Genomic DNA, 23083 nt, shown 5'->3' with positions numbered 1-23083 from the left:
AGGGGGTAAACTAGGTTAAAGGTAGCGGGCGTACTGGCTGCCATCCTTTTGCGGTTTTTTCGGTGCGGCTACCGCTGGAGTGCCCACGTATAAAAAGCCGACGATTTGATCCTCTGGCGCTAAGCCTAATGCCGCATTCACGTTGGCGTCGAAGGCAAAATCCCCAGTGCGCCACACAGCGCCTAATCCCAGCGCGAATACCGCTTGCTGCATCGCCATCGTGGCGCAGCCCGCTGCGATTTGCTGCTCAAGTACTGGCACTTTGGGGTGCTGTTGGGTTTTCGCCACAACGGTAATCACCATAGGCGCGCGCATCGGCATCCCTTTGGCTTTATTGATAAAATCTTCATCGGCGCCGCTGGCTTTGGCCGCGTTAACATAGATATCTGCTAAGGTGTCTAACCCTTGGCCTGTGGCAATAATAAATTCCCACGGTGCTAAGGCACCATGATCTGGCACTCGAATCGCCGCATCTAAAATGATTTTAAGCTCATGCTCGTTGGGCGCAGGCGCGGTTAATCTTGGAGTGGATTGGCGGGTGAGTAAAAGTTCGATAGCGTCCAAGTGATTATCCCTGTTCTGAAAAATAGGTGCGTGTAAATTGGCTCAAGCATAGCAAATTGCGGCTAAAGAGGTACAAAAAATCCCACGCAAAGGTGGGATTGAAAGTGTTGCAAGCAAAGTCACTTGGCTTACTTTACGTTATAACGCTTCGCGATAAAGTAATCGAGACTGGTATAACGCCCGCCTCCTAGGCTAAAGAGTGCCAGCAACATAATAAAATAGGTCGCCGCGAACTCAATACCATTATTCAGCACCACCAAGTTACCCGAGCTGGTCAACCAATCGTAATTGCCGTACTCCTGCAACAGGGATTTGGCCTTATCCAGCTTATCACCCGCCTCGAGCACCCGCTCATTGGCGAGCCATGAACTGCCATCGGCAATTGCCAACCAACCATTGGGCCAATGTACTGTGAATGCTGCCACCAGCATAGTTATCATCAAAGGGATAGAGATCAGCCGCGTCGCTAAGCCAACGAGTAATAAACACGCGCCAAAAAACTCCGTGCCTGCCGCCAAGGCCGCCATTAACGTCGGCATAGGCAAACCCAATCCCCAATCGGGATTAGCAAACCAAGCTACTGTGTCTTCAAAGTGCGCGAGTTTGTTATAGCCAGCTTGCATTAGCACTGGCGCGAGATAAAGCCTAAGGGCTAAGGGGGCAAGCCCCTCACCATAACGGCTCGCATTGAGGAATTTTTGATAAAGGTTAACAAGGGACATGGGCAATCTCTGAATTAGATGGAGTTGCCCAATAGACCTTGGCTTAGGGATTAATCTTTCGCGACTTTTGCCACTTTTTCGATCCCCTCTTGATTTAATTCACGAAGATCCTGAATAAGCTTATTCAGCTTTTTATAAAAATGCTTGGACTGCTTCGCTGACAGACTGGCATTGATCGTGAGTAACAAGCCGCCGAAGGCTTCGGTGTTTTGCCTTAAAATGGCGCGGTGTTTTTCCGACTTAAGCTCGTCAGGGCGCGTCATCAGCAGGGTCAATCGTTCGGTCAGCAGCGGAATATCGCTGCGCTGTCCAAGGGCAACTTCAAATTGGCGCAGCCATTCGTGGCGGTAATCCAGCCACATATCTAAGGTCGACAGTCGCTGTTGATTATATTGATGAATAAGCGTTTTTTGCTCATCCGTTACGCTACCTAACCAGTCATCGAATTGCTCGATAAGATTCTCATCGGCCTCCTGCTGTAACTGCTCGGGGGTTTTACCGGCAAATTCCTTAATCAATTCCTGCTCGTCATTTCGCGACTGGGCAAGAATTTGCTTCACCTGTTCATCGGTTAACGATGAGATAATCGGCAACATTTCCGGCAGTGCAAACTCAAATAACCGAAACCAATGCCGTTTGGCGAGTGTGACATGCTCGGCCCACAGCGCGGGAGTTAAGGTATTGGTTTGGATCTGCTGCTCAACTTCGGTTAGCTGCGCCACATAATGACCGAGTTCTTCGGATTGGTGCCAAAGCACAAACTTGTCGATAAGTCCATCGACGACCTTTTGCTGGTTTTTATCAAGGCTGACATAGTCATCCAACTCCCAACCTATGGCCCAGTCGAGAAAATGGTAACTAAATTTGGTCGAGCAGGCCGTTAAGCCAAACAGCAATACCACTAACAACACAGCTTTTTTCATCAATTTGCATCCGTTCAGCCTTGGTCATCCTATGACACTGAGGTTAATGGAAAGTTTATTTTTTTAACACAACAACCATAACCAAACAGAGGCAGTGAGAAACAAAATACTTAAGACGTGTGGCTGATAAGTGGCCAGAAATGATCGAACCAGTCGAAGTATTCCTGCTGCCGCTCACCTTGGGTGTGCGCCGCCATCAATAATGCCCAATATACGGCAAACACCCAGTACATCTCGATGGCGGCGGGTATCGCCTTGATGGCATCCGAGGTTAAGCCCGGGTGCCCGGCCAGATACTGCCGTACTAACAGATGCCGCTGCGCAGGCGTTAATTGGTGTGTAGCGAGCACAACGGCCAGTTCACACAGCGGATGGGAGGCGGTCGCATACTCAAAGTCGATGCAATACAACTGGTTATCTTTAAGCAGCAGATTATGGGGATTTAAGTCGCGATGGCAAAACTGCGGCTCAACTAAACAATCGGCCAAGGTCGCCGTCCAATCATAGATCTGTGTTTGTATGCTGAGTAATTGCGCCAATCGGCTCTGCCACGCCTCGCCCTTATCCGCTGCGGCAAAGGCTAACAACTGCCCGTGATATTCCTGCCATTGCTCAGTGATACTGATGTGGTACGGCCCTGTCGCTTGCTTGCGTAGCCGTTGCAGCAATTGCAGTAACAGGCTGTGGGCGCGATTCGGCGTTAAGGAGTCTAACAAAGCGAGTCGTTCCGACAGAGACCAAGCCTGCTGCTCTGCTGCGAGCTTGATATCGGCATGAGATTGCAACCAAGCCTCAATGTGCGTTTCACCCAAGCAAAAGGTTGCCGCACTGCATTGAGACTCTAGATCTTTCCAGGCTACGTACTGCAAACTCAGGTCTTGCAAGCTCAGATCTTGATAATGTGATGCCATACTTGGCTTGCGTGGCACCTCGGGTTGCTCAAGTGTATCAATACCACTTGCCGCAATACGCTTTTCGATAACCAACTCCTCCCTCCCCTCAATATCCTCCATCAGCGGCGCAAACTGAGATGCTATAGGAAGGCTTGGGAGAGATTGTGCGAAGATAAACTGGCTTAGGTAATAACGCTGATCGCCACTCACCCACAGCAACTCGGGGGCAAGCTTTGCCTTGGCAAGATGGTGCCAATAGAACAACTCTTGCTCCCGCGAACAAAAGCTATCGGCGGCATTGGCGTTTTCACGCAAGACATAATGCGCCGTCGGCGTTTCGACATGATAGTTGTGGTTACTTAATCCATCCGCTAACGGCTGAATTTGCGTGATATCAGTAAGCCCTGCCTGTGCTAATACCGCAAGCAGTGTATCCTTGTTCTGATCAACAATGGGCGGCATTAGCGGCAGACCACAAGAGTCATGTTGAATAGGTTATTAGGCATTCGCAGCCCTTGTGTATTGGCCATCATCTATTGATATCTGCCGCCGTTAGCCGAGTAGCTTTGCGGCGCTCGACTCCAGATGGGGATTGCGGCTATCGGCAAGGGCGGCGCGCCAGAGGAAATAGCCTACAACTGCTAGCCCAACATAGAGCACGAATAATAAGGAGGTCAGCATCAGTCCCTTACTGAGGTAAAGGTAAATCGAGACCAGATCGATAACCACCCAATACAACCAATTCTCCAACACTTTTTTGGCGACTAAATAGGTCGTCATCACCGCAAAACAAGTGGTGGCCGCATCAAGATAGGGAAAAGAAGCCTGGGTAAAAGTTGCCATCCCATGGCCAACGCCAAGGGAAATAATCCCCGTCGCAACAATCAGTTTTAGATGGGTTTTCAGCGACCAAGTAGTCACTTTCACCCCTTGATGTTTATCGCCACCTTGGGTCCAGAGCCAGTAACCATAGAGTGCCATAGCCATATAATAAATATTCAGCACCGACTCCATCAGCAGTGCGACTTTCCAAAACAAGACAGTGTAAATGGCCGTGCTGGTAAATGCCGCCGCCCAGCACCAAACGCTCGCCTTCATGGCCAGTAGCAAATAGGCCATGGCCAATACCACGGCTAAGGCTTCCCATGCGGTCATCACATGGACTTCCCCTAGGGCCGCATTAACACTATTGACCAGCGTTAACCATAATTCTGTCATTGCCTTACTCTCACTCTATATCGCTTGCTTGAACCACTTCGCTTTAGCGTAAAAACCGTGCTTTAGCTAAAAACATCGCGCTTTACTAAAATATCATTGGGCTCAAGTTGACTCAGGGCGTTACTCGCTGTGGGCTAAATTCAGCTCACCACCAATAAACTTACATACAAACACAGCTTTGCCCCATTTTTCATGGGCGGCTTGCATCTCGGTCGCCAGCATGGCCATCACGTCTTGATAGTCGCCACACACTTGCGTCGCCATAGCATTGGTAACACGTTGAATCGTTGGATAACTGTCCAAGCGATGGATAAACCATTTGATCGGGTCGAGATAATTTTCATTAAAGGGATACATGCTAATTTCGGCGGTGAGTTTCATCTTCACTCCTAGGGTCAAATGCTAATAATGCAATCGTCAGGCGGTGACACTATTAGCGAGCACAACCTGACATCTGATGTATCATTCTTATGGGATTACATAAACTTAACGTTTAGTGTGACCCCAATTTGGCGTGGGTCGCCGTAGCGAATATATTGCTTTTCCGCCCAGCCGTTATCCGGCTCATTACCAAAATAGAAACCACGCACGCCATATTCTTCATCGAACAGGTTGCGGCCCCATAAATACGCCGACCAAGCACTCGCCTCGTAACCTACACGCGCATTCACAATGGTGTATGGCTCAGAGCGCGAGTCGTTGCTGTCTGAGTAGTAAAACTCACTCTTACCACTCATATTGACGTTGGCAAACCAACCCGAATTCGCACGATAGGTACCGCCTAGGCTATAGGTTAAGTGTGGTGAATGGGCCAAATCGCGGCCCGTTAAATCCACAGCGCTACCGTATTTATCTTGGTACTGGTAATCGCCATACGCCGTCTCTAACCAACCTAGGCTTGAGTAAAACTGGAGATTATCGGTGGCATACCAAGTGGCGTCCAACTCTGCACCGTAGTTGTGTGAGCTACCCGCATTTTCAGTGTAGAGGATAAAGCGTTGTGGCTTGTTCGGATCTTGCTGGGATGCAGCCACTTGCTGATCCTGTCTATCCATATAGAACAGCGCTAGATTCGTATCGATAAGCCCTTCAAACCAATGGGATTTAAGACCAATTTCGTAGTTGTATAGCGTTTCGGTATCAAACTCTTTTTTATCATTGAGTTCGACTGGCAAGGTCATGTTAAAACCGCCCGCCTTGTAACCGCGCGCCACACGGGCGTACACATTATGGGATTCATTCAGCACTTTGCTCAGCGCAATATGGCCGCCCCACATGGTTTCGCTCGGGTCAAAATTGTCATTGTTGGTGTCTGAGTAATGGCTATTGCGACGCTCAACACGCAGTCCCACAGACAAGGCATAATCGGCGCCTAAATCCGTATCCAACTGACCAAATACGGCGTAATTAGTTGCTTCATATTCAGAATCTAATACCTCATCGGGCCAAGTATTATATTCAGAATACAGTTGGTTATCTTCTTTAAGGTTCATCGCATAAACCCCAAGTAACCAGTCGGTTGAACCCGAAAAAATACGGCCTTGGTCGGTCGAGCTTAAGCGGAACTCTTGGGATAAGGTCTTACGCTGACCGGTTTTGTCCCAGAAGTAATCGTACTGACAAGGGGCGAGATTGCTCTCATCCTCACATTGCTTGGCAGCCCAATACTCAGGGTTAGCCCAATCGCCATCGTAACTATAATGATGATCGGTATTGGCAAATGAAGTCAGCGAGGTTAACTCAAACGATTCTGCACCCGAGTAAGTTGCTTTAAATCCTGCGCCAGTGGTGCGCTGGCTATCGACACCCGGCTGATCCGAAATAGTATGTTTAGGATCGTTGGTTAAGCTCCAGGCATCGTAGCCGTTATCAAAATCGGCATGCAGCAGGGTTAAATCGAGTTGCAGATTATCGGTGGCATACCAGCGTAATTTAGCGCGGCCAGTAAATTCATCACGACCATTGGTATCTTCTTTATTTAAATAGAGATTGTCGCGATAACCGTTTTGCTGATGCTGCTGCAGCGACACGCGGTATAACAATTTGCCCGAATCGGTTAACGGCCCTGAGCTAAAACCGCTGAAGGTTTGGAGGTCATCATTGCCTAAAGAAACCTCGGCGCCATGTTCAAACACATCGGTCGGGTCGTTGCTCTTAAGGTAAATCAAGCCCGCTAACGCATTGGCGCCATAGCGGGTACCCTGCGGGCCGCGTAACACTTCGACCTGTTGCAGATCGTACATGCTCGACACCATGCCGATACCGGATAAATCAATATCATCAATGATATAACCCACAGACGAGTTAGGTGCACCCTGATATTGCTCCTGCTCACCCACGCCGCGGATCTGAAAATACTTAGGACGTGAGCTGCCACCCGACCAGTTGAAGTTGGCGATAGAATTCATCACGTCTTCAAAGTGCTGGGCACTTTCATCTTGAATTTGCTGGGCATCGATAACGGTAATGCTCGATGGCATTTTTTCTAAGCTGGCACTGCGAAAATCCGCCGTCACCACCATGATTTCCATATCATTGCTAGGCTCTGGTTTATCGATAGCATCGGTTTGCGCCCACGCGGCTGTACTCAAGGCTGCCGAAATGGCCAGCGCCAATGGCGCACGCGTTAACGATAAGGAGAAGATGGAACCCTTGGTAGACTTTTGGGTGTAAGACTTGTTGTAAAACTTTTGGTTAGACATAGGACCTCAAATACATGTTTGAGATCCGGCAACGAATAAGCGATTCAGAAGTGTGCTGTTGATTGGCCCATTCCTACGCCGGTATTAGCCGGATCAGGTTCTAAGGGTTCGTCTGATGACATCTCAGTCTGCCACTTTGTTAGCAAACACCCCTTGGCGGCGCTAAGTATACATGACGAAAATCATAAAGTAGACACTCTTGTCACTGCACATCAGTAAATGACGCTTAGCTCACGCCATTAATGCCTTTGTTGAAACCTCTGACAGCTCACAATCGGCCAATATAAACGCCCTTCTCTCCTTTGGCTGATTTGACCCAATATGCGTTCTAATGCTATAGAAGGCGACGATTTTAAGTATGGTAGAAGGGTCAACTCAATGCAGCTAAAACCGTTAGCCAAGGGACGTTATAGCCAGCGATGGGAACAAGACTATCCTCTTATTGAAGCGGTGATTCTTAGCTGTATCAGCGAAGTCAAAATGCTCAAAAAAGGCGCTCACCTGATGACACAAGGTGAAGCCATAAACTCGCTGGTGCTAGTGAAGCAAGGCCGCGTATCGCTGGGGCACACCGCCAGAAATGGCCGTTGTTTCCAATTAGGGACTATCGATTGTGATTCACAGCTCTTTGGTGAGATGGAGTTTTTTACCCAATACCAGTGTCAGCTCGACATCATCGCTAGCGAACCCTTGGAAATTTCGCTCATCAGCACTGAAAAGTTACAACATTCCCTCGGCCAACACCCACAACTGGCGCTATTTTTTGCCAGTGCCATAGCGATTGATTACCAAGATACCGTCGATATTTTTACCCGAAGGCTGCTTTATCCCATCAGCTATAACGTGGCATTCGATATCTACCATGAGTATTTAAACGATTTACCCGTCGATGGTTTTAGTAAGCGTTATTTAGAGGCGGAGCGTTTTGGTACCACAGACAGGGTCTATCGACGGGCACTGCAACATTTGGAAGAGCGCGGTTTAATCGAGCGTAAAAAAGAAGGTATTAGGATTAAAAACCTGAATGCACTTAAAGCCTTTGTCGAAGCAGGTATTTAGCCCACTTCGACAACCCCCATACTCGGCGGATAACAACCAAGTATGGGCCTTTAGCTTAACTTGCCGAAAGTGATTGTGCAGACATCGCAGGTTTCATCCGGCTCGATGCAATCAGCAGCATAAAGATTGCGGCATAAAGCACGGGGATCACATACATCACGGTTTGTAAGCCGATAATACGCTCGAAGAACGAACTGATCGCTGGGCTAAACATGGCGCCCGTACTGCCACTGATCAGAATGTAGGAGACATTCTTGCTGCTGGCTTGCTTCACAAACGACACGCCATAGGCAATAAACGCATTGTAAAGTGCCGCGCAGACAAAGCCGTACCCATAGGTTAAATAAGCAATCCAATTCAGTTTATCGGTAGTCACAATCACAAAGGTGATCACCATGGCTAAACCAATAATACCGACTAAGAAATGATGAATTTTTACCCGGGTCACGATCAGGGTTGAAATCAAAGCACCGATCAGCGCGGCCGACCAATATTGGGTAATGATATTGCCCGCCTCTTCAAATGGGATATCAAATTTTTGTTTTACAAATAACGGCGCCCATGTGAGGAAGGTATACAGTGCCAGCATGCCTAAAAATAAGCCGATACCGCCGCTGATAATGCCGAAATTCCACTCTGATTGTTGTTTCTCCTCCGTATTCGATGATTGCTCGCACAGAGAAAAATTGGTGAATAAGCTAATAATCACCGTGCCTAAGGCAACCAACCCCACGGCTAAGTAACTGTAACTCCAAGATAAGGCATTGGTTAAGGCGTAGGTTGTGATCAGCGGAAACACCACCCCAGCAACATTAAAGGTCGCATCCTGCACCACTAACATAGTGCTCTGCATTTTGGCTTGCCATACAGACACCACAATGGTGCCTGCGATACACAGACCAATCCCACCGCAGAACCCAATTAAGGTCATGGCTACCATCACTAGTTGTAGCGAACTAGTAAGGTGTAATGCCAGCGCAGAAAGCGCGACTAGACTGTAACTGAGCAAGGTGATCCGCTTGATGCCCAACTTTTCAATAAAGAAGAAGGCGGCAATGGTCCCAGCCAATGCGCCACCATTAAGTAAGGAGAAGATTGAGGCCACATCATTCACATCGGCCGCAAACTTCTCCGCTATGGGTTCTATCAACATCCCAAATTGCGTCGCAAAACCCGCCATAATAAAGTTCGCGAGAAAACTAATGGCGGTTAAGGTGATTTTATTATTCATTTTTGTCATTCCATCGTGAAATGCGAAAGGTGCAAAGGTTAACGAGTGACCTAATTCAGCGCAGTCGCGAGCGCAAGTTCGATCATATTATTGAAGGATAATTGGCGTTCTTCGGCGGTGGTTTCCTCACCCGTTAGGCAGTGATCGGATACCGTGAGAATGGCCAATGATTCAATGCCCTGTTGATGTGCTAAGCCATAAAGACCCGCGACTTCCATATCGATACCCAATACCCCAAAACGCTCCAGTGCTGGGATCATATCTTCATCGGGATCATAATAAAGATCGCCACTAAATACGTTGCCAACTTTCACGCTAATGCCTTTTTCATTGGCTTGGGTATAGGCTTTGTGCAGTAAGGAAAAGGTGGCCGAGGTTGCCATATGATAGCCACTGCTACGCTTGGCATTCGTGGGGGAGTCGGTGCCCGCCGCTTGCGCTAAAATCACATCACGCATTTGCACGTGTTTTTGGGTTGCGCCTAAACTGCCGATACGAATGATGCGCTTCACACCAAAAAAGTTAATCAACTCATGGCCATAGAGCACCATTGAGGAAATCCCCATACCGTGGCCCATTACAGATATACGCTGCCCTTGGTAATAACCTGTGTAACCCAGCATATTGCGAACGTTGGTGACTTCTACGGCATCGGTAAGATAGGTTTCGGCAATATATTTTGCCCGCAGCGGATCACCAGGCATAATTACAGTTTCAGCAAAATCAGTAGGTTGTGCATTAATGTGCGCGGTCATAGGTCTATCCTCATCTAATATTATGCTGATAGTAGTGCTCAACCCTGAAATAGTTTTAGGACTAAAGTCCGCTTTTCTGTCGCTGTTTGAGTTTTTCCGTCGAACTGAGTCCGTTATCGCAACTTTGCTTCCCGGCGTAGCAACCGTCACGGGACAAACTCATCTCGCACAAACGAGCAGAAGGAAGATGGGTTGGTGAGGATGAGGGTAGATAAAAGCAAAAGACTTACGTCTCAAAAACGTAAGTCTTTATCAATGTGGTGTAAGTCTTTATAAACGCACGTTAACTTAGCTTTGAAGTGCCAAATGCTCTAACGCGATAGTGACAACTAAACCCTGTGATTTAAGCTTAGTTTGAATAGGTCTCGCGCACATAAACATCGAATTTCGCCACTTGCGCATTTGGGGCCACGGCCGAGACCTGCAGCTGTTGTTTACCGTGTAATTTAACCGATTTCCAACTGGTGGCTTCATCTTCGATGGTAAAGCCGCTGGCATCATACCAAGTGAACTTATATTGCACTCGCATATCGCTTGAGGACTTGCTGACAATCAAGGCCGAACCTTGAATAAGATCGCCAACACGGCGCGCCTCAACCCCTTCAACACTGATATCACGGGCGAAGCTGTTGTTATCGACGCGGGTTTCTCCCAGTGAGTTCACCGAAATGCCCGCCGTATTAGTGCAGGCACCGAGTGTCAGTGCTGCTGCCAAGATTAATCCACTGTAAATTGCTTTCATTTTGTTTTCCCTCACTCACAAAAACCTAGGTGCCGAACAACGGATGGGCAATGACACTACGCGACGCCAGCTGAACTTATGCTTAACGTACACATCGGCAAAACCTGCCCATCCTGCCCCGCCCTCGCGATTAATCGATTAAAAAGTGCGCCCTTGCGGTTGCGATCAACTGCTTACGATTGGTTTGCCAACAATTGATATTCACGTTGGCGACCCGTCGACCCTGACGGGTGATACGGCATTCGGCAAAGCTGTCTTTATGAAGGCCGGCACGCAGGTAATCAATGGAGAAATCGACTACTTTTGGCACTTTTGCCGTTTGCATAAACACCATTAATTGCACTATGGCTGACATTTCCATAAAACCAGCAATCACTCCGCCATGAATCGCGGGCAGGATGGGATTACCGATATTGTCATCCTTAGCGGGGAGTTTGAAAATCAGCTCGTCGCCAAAACGCTCGACCTTCATACCAATAAACTTAGCATAGGGCACGTGTTCGAGTAGATGACCAAAGTCGTTCAGCTCGGTGGCGCGTTTTACAATTCCCTGCACATCGAGGGTTTTCTGCTCGGTCGGCTTATTTGAGTTCATCTGTCTCTCCTAAGGGCGGCACAGCTTCTCCCATCAAGGCTTGTCTAAAGGCATCGCCCACCATTTCGGGGCTGATCCGCATAAAGGAGCCCACCGCATGGGCGATAGGATCATCAATGCTGTCCTGATAGGCGATGGCGCGGGTAAAGGCGATATTAGATGACAATTTATAGCACTCGGCAAAGCCATAAACCGGCTTATGGGGCTGCGCGGGCTTCATATAATCGACCCGTAAGTCGAGGGTGGGCGAAATCTCTAAGGATTGATATTTTTGAAAAATCACACTCACTACAGCGCTGCCACAGGCGGTGTCCATCAGGGTGGTGATCACCCCGCCATGGATAACACCTGTATCGGGATAACCAATTAACTCAGTGCTATAGGGCAACTCAATCAGTACATGGTGCTCACTGGCCTCAAGCACAGTGAGCCCTAAGCGGCGGCACTGGGCGAGCTGATCGACAAATCGCTGCGCCATTTGAGTTAGCGGAAAAAACTCGGGATTGACCTTCATTTACCTTGGCTCAGCATGGGTCCCAGTGGCTCTCCGCCGACGAGATGAATATGGATATGGTACACTTCCTGTCCGCCATGTTTGTTGCAGTTCATGATCAAACGATAACCGTCTTTGGCAATCCCCGCCTCAGCCGCCAGTTTAGCCGCCACAGTCATCATCCGGCCAAGAGCAGGTTCATCCGAGGCTTTCATATCATTTGCGGTTGGGATCAAATGATTCGGCACAATCAAAATATGGGTTGGCGCCTTTGGCGAAATGTCTCTAAAAGCGGTTACCAGCTCGTCTTGATACAGAATGTCGGCGGGAATTTCGCGGCGGATAATTTTGCTGAAAATGGTTTCTTCGGCCATGGGGAGTCCTCCTTGGGTTAATTGGGATAGTATACTAGCAATTCAACGCTTTGTGTCTCCAGATATTTTGCGTTTCATTTGCCTGTTGTGCGCATTTTTGGCAGCATGACGCCCATTAAAACGCAGCAGTTTTACAGGATAAATTATGATCCACTATCACATCATTCCCGTCGATCCCAAGGCGCACTTGTTCGCCGTCACTATGACGGTACAAACGCCCCACCCTAAGCAAGTTTTTAGTTTGCCCGCGTGGCTTCCCGGCAGTTATATGGTGCGGGATTTTGCCAAGAATATTATCGATCTTAAAGCCACAGGCGATAACGACGAGCCGCTTACGCTCACTCAGCTGGATAAACAAACCTGGTCGGTCGAACATCAAAGCACGCAGCTCACCTTAACTTATCAAGTTTATGCTTGGGACTTGTCGGTACGCACCGCGCACCTGGATATGACCCACGGTTTCTTTAACGGTAGCAGTGTATTTTTAGCCGCCCACGGCTATGAGGCAGGCTTACACACAGTAACAATGGCGGCGCCGACTGAGCCGAGTCTCAACGTGTGGCGCCTTGCCACCAGCATGACACGCCAAAGCGGTGATGAATTTGCCTTTGGTGAGTTTTGCGCGCAAAGCTATGACGAACTTATCGATCATCCGGTTGAGATGGGCCTATTCACCCAAGCCAGTTTCGAAGCCTGCGGCGTCAGACACGATATCGTATTAAACGGTCGCCACCGCGCCCATATGCCGAGACTCTGCCAAGATTTAAAGGCAATTTGCGAGTATCAAATCAAGCTGTTTGGCACGCCCGCGCCCTTTGAACGTTATTTGTTTATGACGACAGTGCTCGACAATGGTTTTGGTGGATTAGAACATAGGGCATCGACGGCACTCATGTGCTCGCGCAAAGATTTGCCGCTGTCGATGGATGCGCCGATTAATAACGACTATCGCACCTATTTATCGCTCTGCAGCCATGAATATTTCCACAGTTGGAACGTCAAGCGCATCAAGCCGGAATGCTTCTTACCCTATCAACTCGAAGCGGAGACCTATACGCCGCAGCTGTGGGCCTATGAGGGCATCACCTCCTATTATGATGATTTCCTCACCTATCGGGCAGGCTTAGTCGATGAGCAAAGCTACTTAGATATGTTGAGCGAAACCTTTACAAGGGTTTATCGCAGTCAAGGCCGCTTTAAACAAAGCATTAAGGACTCCAGCTTTAACGCTTGGACTAAGTTCTATAAGCAGGATGAGAACGCCCAAAACGCCATTATCAGTTATTACACTAAGGGCGCCCTGTTTGCCCTGTATCTGGATTTAACCCTAAGGATCGAAACCCAGGGTAAATACAATCTCGACGATGTGATGAGCATTTTGTGGCAGGAATATGCCCTACAAAATCGTGGCACCACAGATGAATGTCATCAAAGGATTGTTGAACGCTTATTAGGGCGTGATTGCCAAGATCTCTTCGCCTATTTAGACAATACCGACGATATTCCACTGGCACCGCTACTCGCCGAGTTTGGCGTTGAATTGACTCTTCGCTCCAGCCAAGGCGCGCAGGATGTCGGCGGTGGCACGGCTAAAGGGTATGAAATTGCCTTTGGCGCTAAGACGCAAGCCGCGCCAATGGGCCTTAAAGTGACCACAGTCGCCCAAGGCAGCCCTGCTCACCTTGCAGGTTTAAGCGCCGGAGATATCTTAATTGCGGCGGATAATCTGCAGGTGACAGGCCAATTTGAAGCGCAGCTTCAGCATTACCCACTCGGAGAACGCCTAAGCCTACATTGGTTTAGACGCGATGAATTGATGACGGGAGAACTGATTATTGCAGAGGCGCCAAAGGATACGGTTGCCTTAAGCATCACAGATAAAGACAAACTCCAGGCTTGGTTGGGTCGCTAATTTTCAACGCATTAGCCTTTTATGCACTAATTTTTAATGCATTAGCCTTTAAATTCGTCTTTTATCCATAAAGCACAAAAGGGGCAATCGTATCAACGATCGCCCCTTTCTATTTGATTCTTTGTTTGCTCAATTGAATATTGGCTTAGCAATACATCAACAATGGGTTACACCACCACATCGTGTAAATAGGTTTGCGCCCACGCGATAGCTTGACCACGGCTCGACACACCAATCTTACGGAAGACACGGTACAAGTGCGTCTTAATGGTGCTCTCACTGACAAACAATTGATTGGCGATATCGAGGTTAGTGCTGCCAGACAGCAGGGCTTGTAACACTTCGCGCTCACGGATGGTCAATGGCTCGGTATCTTCGAATAGTCCAAAGTCATCATTCACCCCGTTCACCAATTGGATAGGGATCACTCTGTGTCCGCGCAGGATGTTGGAAAGGCCAAGGCTGATTTCAGTCAATCCTGCATCCAGATAAAACACCCCTGCCGTGGTCGAGGCTTGCATTAAGAAGCGGGCATCAACTTGTTTAGGGAACTGGATATAAACGACTCGCACGCTCGGATGTTCGCGGGCAAGCAAGCGTTGAAATTGATAGGCTTTTTGAAGATCGACGGTGGAAAGGTCAATCACCACCATAGAGGCTTGGTTATCTTTGATTTGATCGCACATCTCATCCGGGCTGACTTGCGACAGCTTAACGAGAAACTCCTGCGGCCAGCGTCCTGCCAGCAATTCCATCAGAACTTGCGATCTTGACACTACAATCCAATGTAATATTTTGAACATCCTGCTCACTCCCTGTCTGGTTAACGATTATTCATTTTGAGAGGAGAAACATCTCTCAATACCACTTCAACATCCGTTCAATAGACTTCCGAGTCTACCGTGCACACGATATTAGCATTAGATAAAACAGATTCAAAAGACTTACGATAAAAATATTTACCGTACGCAAATCAAAAACTTCTGCAACTTTAGCACTGAGCATTGTCAATCAGAAGGCTGAATTTAAACTGAAAATAATGCGCTATTTTTAATAGAAAGGCGTAAGATCAAATCAATACAAATCATAAGGAAATACCATGTCCAACCCGCAGCCAAACTCTATTGAAATGCAGTCCTATTGCGTGTGGGACAGACCCACGCGTCTGTTCCACTGGATTAATCTCATCCTTGTACTCGCCCTGCTTATCGTTGGCGGCATGATGATGTTTCGCAGCGACTTAGGCATTACCGAACTCTCCGGCAAAATTGGGCTTAAAACCCTGCATGTCATCATTGGCTATGGCTTTGCAATTAATTTACTGATCCGCCTAGTTTGGGGGTTTATGGGCAATAAATACGCCCGTTTTAGCCATATGTTCCCCAATGCCAACAGCAAGAACGAGTTACAAAGCTATAAAGCGGAACTTGCCGCGGGTAAAAATCCCCAGTATCTAGGCCACAATCCTAAGGGAAAATTCGCCGTACTCGCCATCATGCTCTTGCTTGTCACCATAATGATCACAGGCCTGATCCGCGCAGGTACAGACATTTACTATCCGCCGCTCGGCAGCACAGTACAAAGCTACTTAGCCGCAGCGGATGTTGAGCCAAGTAGCTTAAAACCCTACGATGCCACAGGCGTAGATACCGATAAAGCCAATGCTATCAAGCCCATGAAGGGACTGGCCGGTGAAGTACACGTTTACGCCGTGTACTTATTGATGCTCCTTATCGTGCTGCATGTGTTTGCCGTGATTTACACAGAAGTCAAACGCCAACCCGGGATCATTTCCGCCATGTTTTCTGGCAAAAAACTGATCCAAGGACAACCGAAGGACGAGTGATACATATAAAAAAACGCCAGCAATTGCTGGCGTTTTTTTATCAAACTTATACCGAAGTAGTATTACTTCTTCAGGATAGATTCTGGAGTACGACCATCGTCATGGCAGCTTTCACAGGTAGGTTTTTGACCTACGTTCATATCGTGTGGCGCGTGACAGTCAGCACACACTAAGTTGCCATCGTGTGGCTTGTGTACCGCGTCCATTTCAGCCAAAGAGCCGTGGCAGCTTTGACATTGTTCAAATTCGAAAGCACCGTCAGCAGAAGGTGTACCGTCTTTATGACAGCTTTCACAACCACCAGATTCTGCATGGAAGTCTGATAATTTTTGATCCGCGGCAAATGCGGTTGGTGACAGCGCTAGCGCTGCAAGACTTGCCCCGAAAAGCGCACTTAATAGTTTTTTGCTCACAATTGTATCCTCCAATGGCGATTGACAGTGGAAATTCTTGTCAGGGTGACTTCCATCTCGCAACCAATGTAAATAGCACGACTCGATTTAACTTAGCTAAGGATTGAGCAATAAGCAACCCAATCTTATGCAAAGTAACTTTATCAATATACCGAGGGGTAAAATGTGCGCTGCATCATGTAACCACATGCTTATATAAGAGTTTTACATTGCCACAACCTAAAAGTCACAACTAAAAACCTCCCTAGCCTAATCATCAGCAAAAGAAAAGCCCCAATAAAAAAGGAGACCCTAGGTCTCCTTTTTGTGAACTTTTGAACTCGATTAACGAGTTTGTAAGGCGGCGATACGCTTCTCTAATGGCGGGTGGCTCATCATCAGCTCAGCCATTGAACGCTTACCGTTAATACCAAAAGCCGACATTTGCGCTGGCATTGCCGAGCTTTCAGGGCCTTGGCGTAAACGCTCGAGCGCTGCAATCATCTTATGTTTGCCCGCTAAACGCGCCGCACCTTCGTCTGCACGGTATTCACGAATACGTGAGAAGTAAGCCACGATGATCGAGGCCAAGATACCAAACAGCATATCGAGGACAAATACCACAGCCATATAGGCGAACATGCCTAAACCTTCGCCTTCTTCATCGTTGCTCGAGACGAAGTTGTTGATAATACCTGCAACAACACGTGCCGCGAAGATAACAAAGGTGTTCACCACGCCTTGAATTAAGGTCAAGGTCACCATGTCGCCGTTAGCAACGTGGCTCACTTCGTGGGCGAGTACGCCTTCAACTTCATCTTGGCTCATGCCGTACAACAGACCGGTACTTACGGCAACTAATGAGTTGTCTTTGCTTGGGCCTGTGGCAAAAGCGTTCATCTCTGGCGATTGGTAAATTGCCACTTCTGGCATTTTAATCCCAGCTTGCTGCGCTTGACGGGCAACAGTGTCTAATAACCAACGCTCGGTGCTATCACGTGGCGTGGTGATCACTTCACAGCCCATGGTCTTTTTCGCCATCCATTTTGAAATGGCTAAGCTGATGAAGGCTCCGCCGAATCCAAAAATCGCAGCGAACACAAGCAGTCCACCCATAGTCGACGTATTCACGCCCAGAATAGACATCACAATTGAGGCTACCAGCAACACGGCTAGGTTAGTCGCAATTAATAAAAAAATACGCTTCATTTCAGCTCCTTTACGGCAAACATATGCCATTTAACTTTGCTCAAAGACATAATATGTCCAATTAATCGAAATTCAAGGGGTAAAGATAAGAGTTTTTCTACTCGCTAATTTTTCTCTCAATTTAGACATTGCCTTTCATGGCTCGTGAGTCTAGGGACAATGTATTAATCCAAACTTAAATCTAGGCTCTGTCAGCGTTACAGCCAAATTCATGTGTGTTTATCTATGTTTATCGCGATTAAACTTTGTTAACATGCCAGCACATTCCGAGATTTCAGGATAAAAAAATGACTATCAATGCCCTACTGCTGAGCAGCTCTCGCGTCGGTGATACGCCTTACCTTTCCCATGCGCTTCCCTTTATCAAGCCGCTCACCGCTAACGCCCAGAAATGGATTTTTATCCCTTATGCTGGTGTCAGCATGAGTTACGACACTTATTTGGCCTCAGTCGTCGCAGGATTAAGTGAACTTAGGCTCGATATCAGCGGCATTCACCAGCATCCTGATCCGCGCCAAGCGATTAAAGATGCCGACGGTATTTTGATCGGTGGCGGCAATACCTTCCATTTATTGCACGAGCTCTATAAGTACGATTTAGTGCATCTTATCCGTGAAGAAGTACTGAATGGTAAACCCTATATTGGTTGGAGCGCGGGCTCTAATGTCTCCGGATTGAGTATTCGCACCACCAACGATATGCCGATTATCGAGCCACCGTCTTTTACCGCGTTAAATATAGTACCGTTTCAGTTAAATCCACATTATTCGAACTACCGCGCTCCGGGACATAACGGCGAAACCCGCGCCCAACGTTTGCTCGAATTCACTCGTGTCGACCCCATCACGCCAGTTGTAGGTATTGTCGAAGGCAGCGCACTTTGGCGTCAGGGAGACACCTTATCTCTGCTAGGTGACAATCCTGCCTATTTATTCTGTGGTGAGCAGCAAGAAATCCCGATCCCTGTCAGCAGCGATTTATCCCATATGCTGAAATAAGATCTATGCGGCGGCATTGCCTAAGCGGATCTGCTACTATCGGCCACCGAGCATGAGTGTGTAATCAAGCTGGCTGGCCGATAACATGCCGCAAAATGTCGTATACAGAGGCAAGGATACCGCGCGCGGTGAGGACGGAAATCAACAATATCCCAAGTGATAACACCAGCCGGCAAGTGTTTTAACCAATAAGGCAAACACTTATCCTGCGGCAGAAAAGACTTGCACCACTTAAGTAACTGCTCTAATTTCGTTGTCGAACACTTTGATAAACAAGATTAAATTATTATTCACCCCTGAGCACTTCCCGTACAAAAGCATTCTAAGTTATTTATAAATCGGGAGTTTTGGGCAAGTCATTAAGTGCGAGTCTCTCGCCTTAGCCCATTAAAGTGAGGAGTTTCTATTTTGCGACTGCATTCAACATTCAACCATTTCGCCCCTATCTCGCGCCCCAAAGCGACCAAATCGAGGTTTTTTCTCGGTTCGTTACTCGCCTGTACGCTCGGCATCAGCAGTTTTACCGCCTATGGCGCCGATGCCGCTCAAGAGAAAAAAGCTAAGATGTTCTCCCATGACACTGTGGTTGAACTTGCCCAGCAACTGGCTCAAAAACCGTTTAAAGAAGCGAGAAAAGCCCCCAAAGAGCTAATCGATCTTGATTACGCCACCTATGGCAAAATCAATTATCAAGAAAACGCTGCGATTTGGGGCGGAACCCCCACGAAGTTTTCGGTACAACTGTTTGCCCCCGGCTTTTTATACAAAAACTTGGTCGATATCGATGTGGTTGAAAACAGCCATGCTTTTCCTATCGAGTTAACCGAATCCTCCTTTAGTGTGCCGAACGATACCATAGAGAAATTATTGACTCAGGTTGGCCAATACGCCGGCGTGCGCCTGCACTACCCCATCAATGATGATGAGGTAAAAGACGAGTTCATCATGTTCCAAGGCGCAAGCTATTTTAGAGCGCTGTCCAAAGGGCAAACCTATGGTTTATCGAATCGCGGATTAGCTATCGATGTCGCTCAACCTAAAGGTGAGGAATACCCATTATTCAAGCGTTTTTGGGTAGAGCGTCCGTCTAAGTATCAAACGGCGATTGTGGTGCACGCATTGTTAGATAGCCAGAGTGTTACTGGTGCCTATCGCTTCGGTATTTACCCTGGCGCGCCAACGCGGGTCGAGGTAGATGTGACCCTATTCCCCCGCCGTGATATCACTCATGTAGGGATTGCACCACTGACCTCAATGTTCCTCTATGGTGGTTTAGATACGCCGGATAAGCCAGATTATCGCCCAGCGGTGCATAACTCCGAAGGCTTACAAATTGATCGCGGTAATGGCGAGCGTTTATGGCGCCCGCTCAATAACCCAAATAAATTGCAGATCAGTGCCTTTGGCGATGAAGATATTAAGGGTTTTGGCTTAATCCAACGTCATCGTAACTTCGATTACTATCAAGATCTGACTGCAAACTATCAGCAGCGCCCTTCCGCTTGGATTGAGCCGCTTAACGATTGGGGTAAAGGTCAGCTAGTGCTACTGGAGATCCCATCGAGCGCTGAAACCAACGACAATATAGTCACTTACTGGGAGCCTCAGGGCGGATTGAAGCAAGGTGAACCCTATCGTTACTCCTATCGCATCACAGCGTCTAACGATAGCCCCAGTGCTAACACTAAGGCGCGAGTGGTTCGTAGCTCAAAAGGACAAAAGCAAGCCAAAGGTAAAGAGTTGCTTATCGATTACAGCAATATCAAACCACAAGATATTGAGAACATTGTGATTGATGCCAGTATCAGCAAGGGCAAGATCCTGTCATCGCGTATCGTCGCTCATCCAGATATCAATGGTGCCCGCGTATTTGTGACCTTCGAGCCCGAAAGCACCAATGTGGCAGAACTACGGATTCAATTGCGTAAAGATGAAAAACCTGTGGCCGCTACTTGGCTGTATCGCTGGAACAGTGATGATTGGCCCTAGGAAAATAAGCTAGCTATCCGTTACACCATAAAAACGCCGAACTTACGGCGTTTTTTATTGCGCTTGGTTCTACACTAACGAATGTTCAGATCTAACTCGATTATATTCTCAGCAAGTCGTGACAACATCATGACTCTTTAGCTATTCAGCTTTTTAATTTACGGGATAACTTGGGCAGAATAACGTCTTCGGAATATCTAGGATTATTTCTATCTAACAAAAATAGGGAACTTCAGTTCCAATTTTCGGCCCTATTTAGCGCGCCCATAAGATTTACTCCCCTACTCCACAACGGTATATTACCCCTTCACAGCAACTGAATATTTGCTATATACACTTCTTTACAAGATATCCATCTATTGCAATCACCATATTCAGTGTTAGTTATATTTCGCATCATGAATATGTCAGAGAAAAAATGAAGTTACCCACATTAAATGCTGCGTACTTTCGTAAGCCAACGACAATATTGTTAATGATAAGTATCTTACTTGCCTTATATTCACTACCAATGATTGGGCGAGTGTTTTGGCTTGCGTTGGTTTTACTCTGCTATACGCTGATTTAAATGCAAACAAAATGTTAATTCAGTAATTAACGTTAACATCTATATTAATCATCAGTGTAACTGTTGGTCGATAATACCCTGTTTCATCAACCCATCGAATCTAGATAACTCATTATCTAGACGGATATTTAAGCTATGCCGTTTTCAAACCTAAAACCAGCCTTTGCGCTTTCTTTGCTGTTTGTCCCGAATGCCTTTGCAACTGCCGTCGATTTTAGTGACTACGGTCCTTTACGCACCTACGCACAATCACCGACCCAAGCGGGCAGTTTAACGCCGATGCTTAGATCTGGGTTTTCGTTACCTGAAGGTCAAAAAGAGCTGCACTTATCTGCAAGTGCGGCCAGTGTTTGGGCTGAAACCGATGATTATTTTGCCGATTACTACCACAACACCCTCGAAGGTGGGCTGACTTGGCAAATCAATGACAAATGGATGATAGACACAAGTTATCACTGGCGCTTTAGCGGCGATAATCACTTAGACTCGGTAACTATGTGGTTCCATGATGCTTTTGGTTTTAGTCAAAATGGTCGTGAAGATACGGCAAAACACCAAAACCAAATATTTTCTAAAGATGGTGTAAACCAACAAGATATTTCGGGTGAGACACTCAATAATGCCATTATGCTTTATGTTGGTTATCAATTATTTGAGAGCCAACATCAGGGTTTATCCCTAGGTGGTAGCTTATATTATAACTATGTGGACTCAGGCCCCTTTGAAAATGAAGCCTTTGAACAAGCGTTGCAGTTAAATTACAGCTTCCGTTACGAGAAGCATCATTTTCATTCAAGCGCCGCAGTCAGTTTCAGGCAGGGAAATGAAGTGCTCTCGGGGATCCGCTACGATAATCATGCCTATTCGCTCAATCTCGGCTATGAATATATCACGGGTCGCCATGGCTGGTTAATTGAGTTACATCATTACCAAGGTTTATTAGAAACAGAAAATGATTTCGCTAAGGCGTCAAATGAAATATTACTCGGCTACCGTTATTACTTAGACACAAGTGCAATTGAGTTTTCCGTCGTTGAAAATTATTTCAATATGGATAACAGCACTGACATCGCCTTTAATATTGGCTACCGAGTTAAGTTTTAGTCACAATAAATTAAACGCTCAATAACAAAAAGAGGCTGTATGGCCTCTTTTTTGTTATATCACACGTATTTTTTGAATGGGTTATTTCATCAACAAAGCCTGGATATCGATAAAATGGGCGGCATGTTCTGCATCAGCCTGTTTAAGATGCGGAATACAACCAAGGAAAGGCGATGTCATCATCTCTTTAAGCGATGCTAAGTTTTCATCAAACACGCTCATATTGGGATCGACGCAATTTGCCACCCAACCCGCCACGGTTAAGCCATCGGCGATTATCGCCTCTTGGGTTAATAACGCATGATTTAAGCAGCCCAGTTTCATTCCCACAACCAAGATCACTGGCAAATTAAGTTGCTGCACTAATTCCGATAAATAACGCCCGTCCCCTAAGGGCAAACGCCAGCCACCCGCACCTTCTATCAAGCAAAAATCAGCCTGCGCAAAGGCTTGTCTGTCGAGTTTTGCCAAAATCGCCTCTGGAGATAAATTAACCTCAAGCTGTTTTGCGGCAATATGCGGCGCAATGGCGGGTTCAAAGCTTATCGGATTGACCTGCTCATAGCTGAGCTTTAAAGATGATGCCGACATCAGTTTTAACGCATCACTGTTACGTAAGCCCTGCTCTGTGGTTTCACATCCCGAGGCCACAGGTTTTACCCCAAGGCTGAAGTGCGCAGCGCCTGTGCGAGCAGCTTCACGATTGAATGCGGTTAACAGCGCCGTCGACACTAAGGTTTTACCACTGTCAGTATCTGTACCTGTTACAAAAAACATGCGTTTTCCTTCTTAAT

Annotated in this window: 23 protein-coding genes and 1 riboswitch; of the genes, 6 read left to right on the top strand and 17 right to left on the bottom strand. The window is 47.2% G+C overall.

What is annotated here, in order from left to right; genetic code table 11:
• Positions 1-15: 15 nt before the first annotated feature.
• From M0415_RS03315 to M0415_RS03285, 7 genes are all read right to left on the bottom strand, one after another.
• Complete coding sequence (locus M0415_RS03315; RefSeq protein ID WP_109285701.1) at positions 16-564, bottom strand: NAD(P)H nitroreductase; 549 nt, start codon at positions 562-564, stop codon at positions 16-18.
• A gap of 128 nt (positions 565-692) precedes the next feature.
• Positions 693-1286, bottom strand: a complete 594-nt coding sequence (locus M0415_RS03310; RefSeq protein ID WP_249555668.1) for an HvfX family Cu-binding RiPP maturation protein — start codon at positions 1284-1286, stop codon at positions 693-695.
• Between the two features lie 50 nt (positions 1287-1336).
• The gene (locus M0415_RS03305) at positions 1337-2209 is read right to left on the bottom strand and encodes a DUF6279 family lipoprotein (RefSeq protein ID WP_249555670.1); all 873 of its coding nucleotides are present in this window, start codon (positions 2207-2209) and stop codon (positions 1337-1339) included.
• A 110-nt stretch (positions 2210-2319) separates the two neighbouring features.
• The gene (locus M0415_RS03300; protein ID WP_249555671.1) at positions 2320-3564 is read right to left on the bottom strand and encodes a phosphotransferase; all 1245 of its coding nucleotides are present in this window, start codon (positions 3562-3564) and stop codon (positions 2320-2322) included.
• Positions 3565-3654: 90 nt separating this feature from the next.
• The gene (pnuC, locus tag M0415_RS03295; RefSeq protein ID WP_249555673.1) at positions 3655-4320 is read right to left on the bottom strand and encodes a nicotinamide riboside transporter PnuC; all 666 of its coding nucleotides are present in this window, start codon (positions 4318-4320) and stop codon (positions 3655-3657) included.
• Between the two features lie 120 nt (positions 4321-4440).
• The gene (locus tag M0415_RS03290; protein WP_011626476.1) at positions 4441-4701 is read right to left on the bottom strand and encodes a YkoF family thiamine/hydroxymethylpyrimidine-binding protein; all 261 of its coding nucleotides are present in this window, start codon (positions 4699-4701) and stop codon (positions 4441-4443) included.
• A 95-nt stretch (positions 4702-4796) separates the two neighbouring features.
• Positions 4797-7022: a TonB-dependent receptor gene (locus M0415_RS03285; protein ID WP_249555675.1), complete on the bottom strand. Its 2226-nt coding sequence runs from the start codon at positions 7020-7022 to the stop codon at positions 4797-4799.
• A gap of 53 nt (positions 7023-7075) precedes the next feature.
• Positions 7076-7186, bottom strand: a riboswitch (TPP riboswitch).
• Between the two features lie 214 nt (positions 7187-7400).
• On the opposite strand from M0415_RS03285, the gene M0415_RS03280 reads away from it, so the two are divergent.
• Positions 7401-8081, top strand: coding sequence for a Crp/Fnr family transcriptional regulator (locus M0415_RS03280; RefSeq protein WP_088211550.1), 681 nt, complete (start codon positions 7401-7403; stop codon positions 8079-8081).
• A gap of 55 nt (positions 8082-8136) precedes the next feature.
• Here the strand turns inward: M0415_RS03280 and tsgA are convergent, their stop codons facing one another.
• The 6 genes from tsgA to hinT form a co-directional block, all read right to left on the bottom strand.
• Positions 8137-9312, bottom strand: coding sequence for an MFS transporter TsgA (gene tsgA, locus M0415_RS03275; protein ID WP_249555678.1), 1176 nt, complete (start codon positions 9310-9312; stop codon positions 8137-8139).
• Positions 9313-9362: 50 nt separating this feature from the next.
• Positions 9363-10067 carry a purine-nucleoside phosphorylase gene (gene deoD, locus M0415_RS03270; RefSeq protein ID WP_011717422.1) on the bottom strand — a complete coding sequence of 235 codons (705 nt, stop codon included), beginning with the start codon at positions 10065-10067 and terminating at the stop codon, positions 9363-9365.
• A gap of 349 nt (positions 10068-10416) precedes the next feature.
• Positions 10417-10809 carry a YcfL family putative periplasmic lipoprotein gene (locus M0415_RS03265; RefSeq protein ID WP_011717423.1) on the bottom strand — a complete coding sequence of 131 codons (393 nt, stop codon included), beginning with the start codon at positions 10807-10809 and terminating at the stop codon, positions 10417-10419.
• A 130-nt stretch (positions 10810-10939) separates the two neighbouring features.
• Positions 10940-11404 carry a PaaI family thioesterase gene (locus M0415_RS03260; RefSeq protein ID WP_011623073.1) on the bottom strand — a complete coding sequence of 155 codons (465 nt, stop codon included), beginning with the start codon at positions 11402-11404 and terminating at the stop codon, positions 10940-10942.
• Positions 11391-11918, bottom strand: coding sequence for a PaaI family thioesterase (locus M0415_RS03255; protein ID WP_249555680.1), 528 nt, complete (start codon positions 11916-11918; stop codon positions 11391-11393). The genes M0415_RS03260 and M0415_RS03255 overlap by 14 nt, the downstream gene beginning before the upstream one ends.
• Positions 11915-12271 (bottom strand): purine nucleoside phosphoramidase, encoded by a 357-nt coding sequence (gene hinT / locus M0415_RS03250; RefSeq protein ID WP_249555682.1) that lies wholly within the window; start codon positions 12269-12271, stop codon positions 11915-11917. Before hinT ends, M0415_RS03255 begins: the two co-directional genes overlap by 4 nt.
• A 145-nt stretch (positions 12272-12416) precedes the next feature.
• Between hinT and M0415_RS03245 the strand changes: the two genes are divergently transcribed.
• A complete protein-coding gene (locus tag M0415_RS03245; RefSeq protein WP_249555684.1) occupies positions 12417-14183 on the top strand; it encodes a M61 family metallopeptidase in 1767 nt (588 codons plus the stop codon).
• A gap of 167 nt (positions 14184-14350) precedes the next feature.
• Here M0415_RS03245 and M0415_RS03240 read toward each other — a convergent pair whose 3' ends face one another.
• Positions 14351-14986: a LuxR C-terminal-related transcriptional regulator gene (locus M0415_RS03240; protein ID WP_011717426.1), complete on the bottom strand. Its 636-nt coding sequence runs from the start codon at positions 14984-14986 to the stop codon at positions 14351-14353.
• Positions 14987-15282: 296 nt separating this feature from the next.
• Between M0415_RS03240 and M0415_RS03235 the strand changes: the two genes are divergently transcribed.
• Complete coding sequence (locus M0415_RS03235) at positions 15283-16029, top strand: cytochrome b/b6 domain-containing protein (protein WP_249555686.1); 747 nt, start codon at positions 15283-15285, stop codon at positions 16027-16029.
• Between the two features lie 62 nt (positions 16030-16091).
• Here the strand turns inward: M0415_RS03235 and cctA are convergent, their stop codons facing one another.
• Both cctA and htpX read right to left on the bottom strand, forming a co-directional pair.
• Positions 16092-16442 (bottom strand): tetraheme c-type cytochrome CctA, encoded by a 351-nt coding sequence (gene cctA, locus M0415_RS03230; RefSeq protein WP_011717428.1) that lies wholly within the window; start codon positions 16440-16442, stop codon positions 16092-16094.
• A 324-nt stretch (positions 16443-16766) separates the two neighbouring features.
• Positions 16767-17630 carry a protease HtpX gene (gene htpX / locus M0415_RS03225; RefSeq protein WP_011717429.1) on the bottom strand — a complete coding sequence of 288 codons (864 nt, stop codon included), beginning with the start codon at positions 17628-17630 and terminating at the stop codon, positions 16767-16769.
• 287 nt (positions 17631-17917) lie between these two features.
• Here htpX and pepE point away from each other — a divergent pair, with 287 nt between their 5' ends.
• The 3 genes from pepE to M0415_RS03210 all read left to right on the top strand — a co-directional run bounded on the left by pepE (position 17918) and on the right by M0415_RS03210 (position 22289).
• Positions 17918-18628, top strand: coding sequence for a dipeptidase PepE (gene pepE, locus M0415_RS03220; RefSeq protein WP_249555688.1), 711 nt, complete (start codon positions 17918-17920; stop codon positions 18626-18628).
• A 408-nt stretch (positions 18629-19036) separates the two neighbouring features.
• Positions 19037-20617, top strand: coding sequence for a glucan biosynthesis protein G (locus tag M0415_RS03215; RefSeq protein WP_249555690.1), 1581 nt, complete (start codon positions 19037-19039; stop codon positions 20615-20617).
• A gap of 703 nt (positions 20618-21320) precedes the next feature.
• The gene (locus tag M0415_RS03210) at positions 21321-22289 is read left to right on the top strand and encodes a DUF3187 family protein (protein ID WP_249555691.1); all 969 of its coding nucleotides are present in this window, start codon (positions 21321-21323) and stop codon (positions 22287-22289) included.
• Positions 22290-22370: 81 nt separating this feature from the next.
• On the opposite strand, the gene bioD is transcribed toward M0415_RS03210, so the two are convergent.
• Positions 22371-23066: a dethiobiotin synthase gene (gene bioD / locus M0415_RS03205; RefSeq protein ID WP_249555693.1), complete on the bottom strand. Its 696-nt coding sequence runs from the start codon at positions 23064-23066 to the stop codon at positions 22371-22373.
• Between the last annotated feature and the right edge of the window lie 17 nt (positions 23067-23083).

Origin of the sequence: Shewanella sp. 10B (assembly GCF_023475885.1) — a bacterium.
Taxonomy (GTDB): Bacteria; Pseudomonadota; Gammaproteobacteria; order Enterobacterales; family Shewanellaceae; genus Shewanella; species Shewanella mangrovisoli.
This window is presented reverse-complemented; position numbering and strand designations above follow the sequence as displayed.

Bases quoted from the DNA above. Each gene is read 5' to 3' on its own strand.
- M0415_RS03210 (WP_249555691.1), top strand. From the start codon at position 21,321: ATGCCGTTTTCAAACCTAAAACCAGCCTTTGCGCTTTCTTTGCTGTTT.
- M0415_RS03310 (WP_249555668.1), bottom strand. From the start codon at position 1,286: ATGTCCCTTGTTAACCTTTATCAAAAATTCCTCAATGCGAGCCGTTAT.
- htpX (WP_011717429.1), bottom strand. From the start codon at position 17,630: ATGAAGCGTATTTTTTTATTAATTGCGACTAACCTAGCCGTGTTGCTG.
- M0415_RS03290 (WP_011626476.1), bottom strand. From the start codon at position 4,701: ATGAAACTCACCGCCGAAATTAGCATGTATCCCTTTAATGAAAATTAT.
- hinT (WP_249555682.1), bottom strand. From the start codon at position 12,271: ATGGCCGAAGAAACCATTTTCAGCAAAATTATCCGCCGCGAAATTCCC.
- M0415_RS03240 (WP_011717426.1), bottom strand. From the start codon at position 14,986: ATGTTCAAAATATTACATTGGATTGTAGTGTCAAGATCGCAAGTTCTG.
- M0415_RS03265 (WP_011717423.1), bottom strand. From the start codon at position 10,809: ATGAAAGCAATTTACAGTGGATTAATCTTGGCAGCAGCACTGACACTC.
- M0415_RS03245 (WP_249555684.1), top strand. From the start codon at position 12,417: ATGATCCACTATCACATCATTCCCGTCGATCCCAAGGCGCACTTGTTC.
- deoD (WP_011717422.1), bottom strand. From the start codon at position 10,067: ATGACCGCGCACATTAATGCACAACCTACTGATTTTGCTGAAACTGTA.
- bioD (WP_249555693.1), bottom strand. From the start codon at position 23,066: ATGTTTTTTGTAACAGGTACAGATACTGACAGTGGTAAAACCTTAGTG.
- M0415_RS03305 (WP_249555670.1), bottom strand. From the start codon at position 2,209: ATGAAAAAAGCTGTGTTGTTAGTGGTATTGCTGTTTGGCTTAACGGCC.
- M0415_RS03280 (WP_088211550.1), top strand. From the start codon at position 7,401: ATGCAGCTAAAACCGTTAGCCAAGGGACGTTATAGCCAGCGATGGGAA.
- pnuC (WP_249555673.1), bottom strand. From the start codon at position 4,320: ATGACAGAATTATGGTTAACGCTGGTCAATAGTGTTAATGCGGCCCTA.
- pepE (WP_249555688.1), top strand. From the start codon at position 17,918: ATGACTATCAATGCCCTACTGCTGAGCAGCTCTCGCGTCGGTGATACG.
- M0415_RS03235 (WP_249555686.1), top strand. From the start codon at position 15,283: ATGTCCAACCCGCAGCCAAACTCTATTGAAATGCAGTCCTATTGCGTG.
- M0415_RS03300 (WP_249555671.1), bottom strand. From the start codon at position 3,564: ATGCCGCCCATTGTTGATCAGAACAAGGATACACTGCTTGCGGTATTA.
- M0415_RS03285 (WP_249555675.1), bottom strand. From the start codon at position 7,022: ATGTCTAACCAAAAGTTTTACAACAAGTCTTACACCCAAAAGTCTACC.
- M0415_RS03255 (WP_249555680.1), bottom strand. From the start codon at position 11,918: ATGAAGGTCAATCCCGAGTTTTTTCCGCTAACTCAAATGGCGCAGCGA.
- tsgA (WP_249555678.1), bottom strand. From the start codon at position 9,312: ATGAATAATAAAATCACCTTAACCGCCATTAGTTTTCTCGCGAACTTT.
- M0415_RS03260 (WP_011623073.1), bottom strand. From the start codon at position 11,404: ATGAACTCAAATAAGCCGACCGAGCAGAAAACCCTCGATGTGCAGGGA.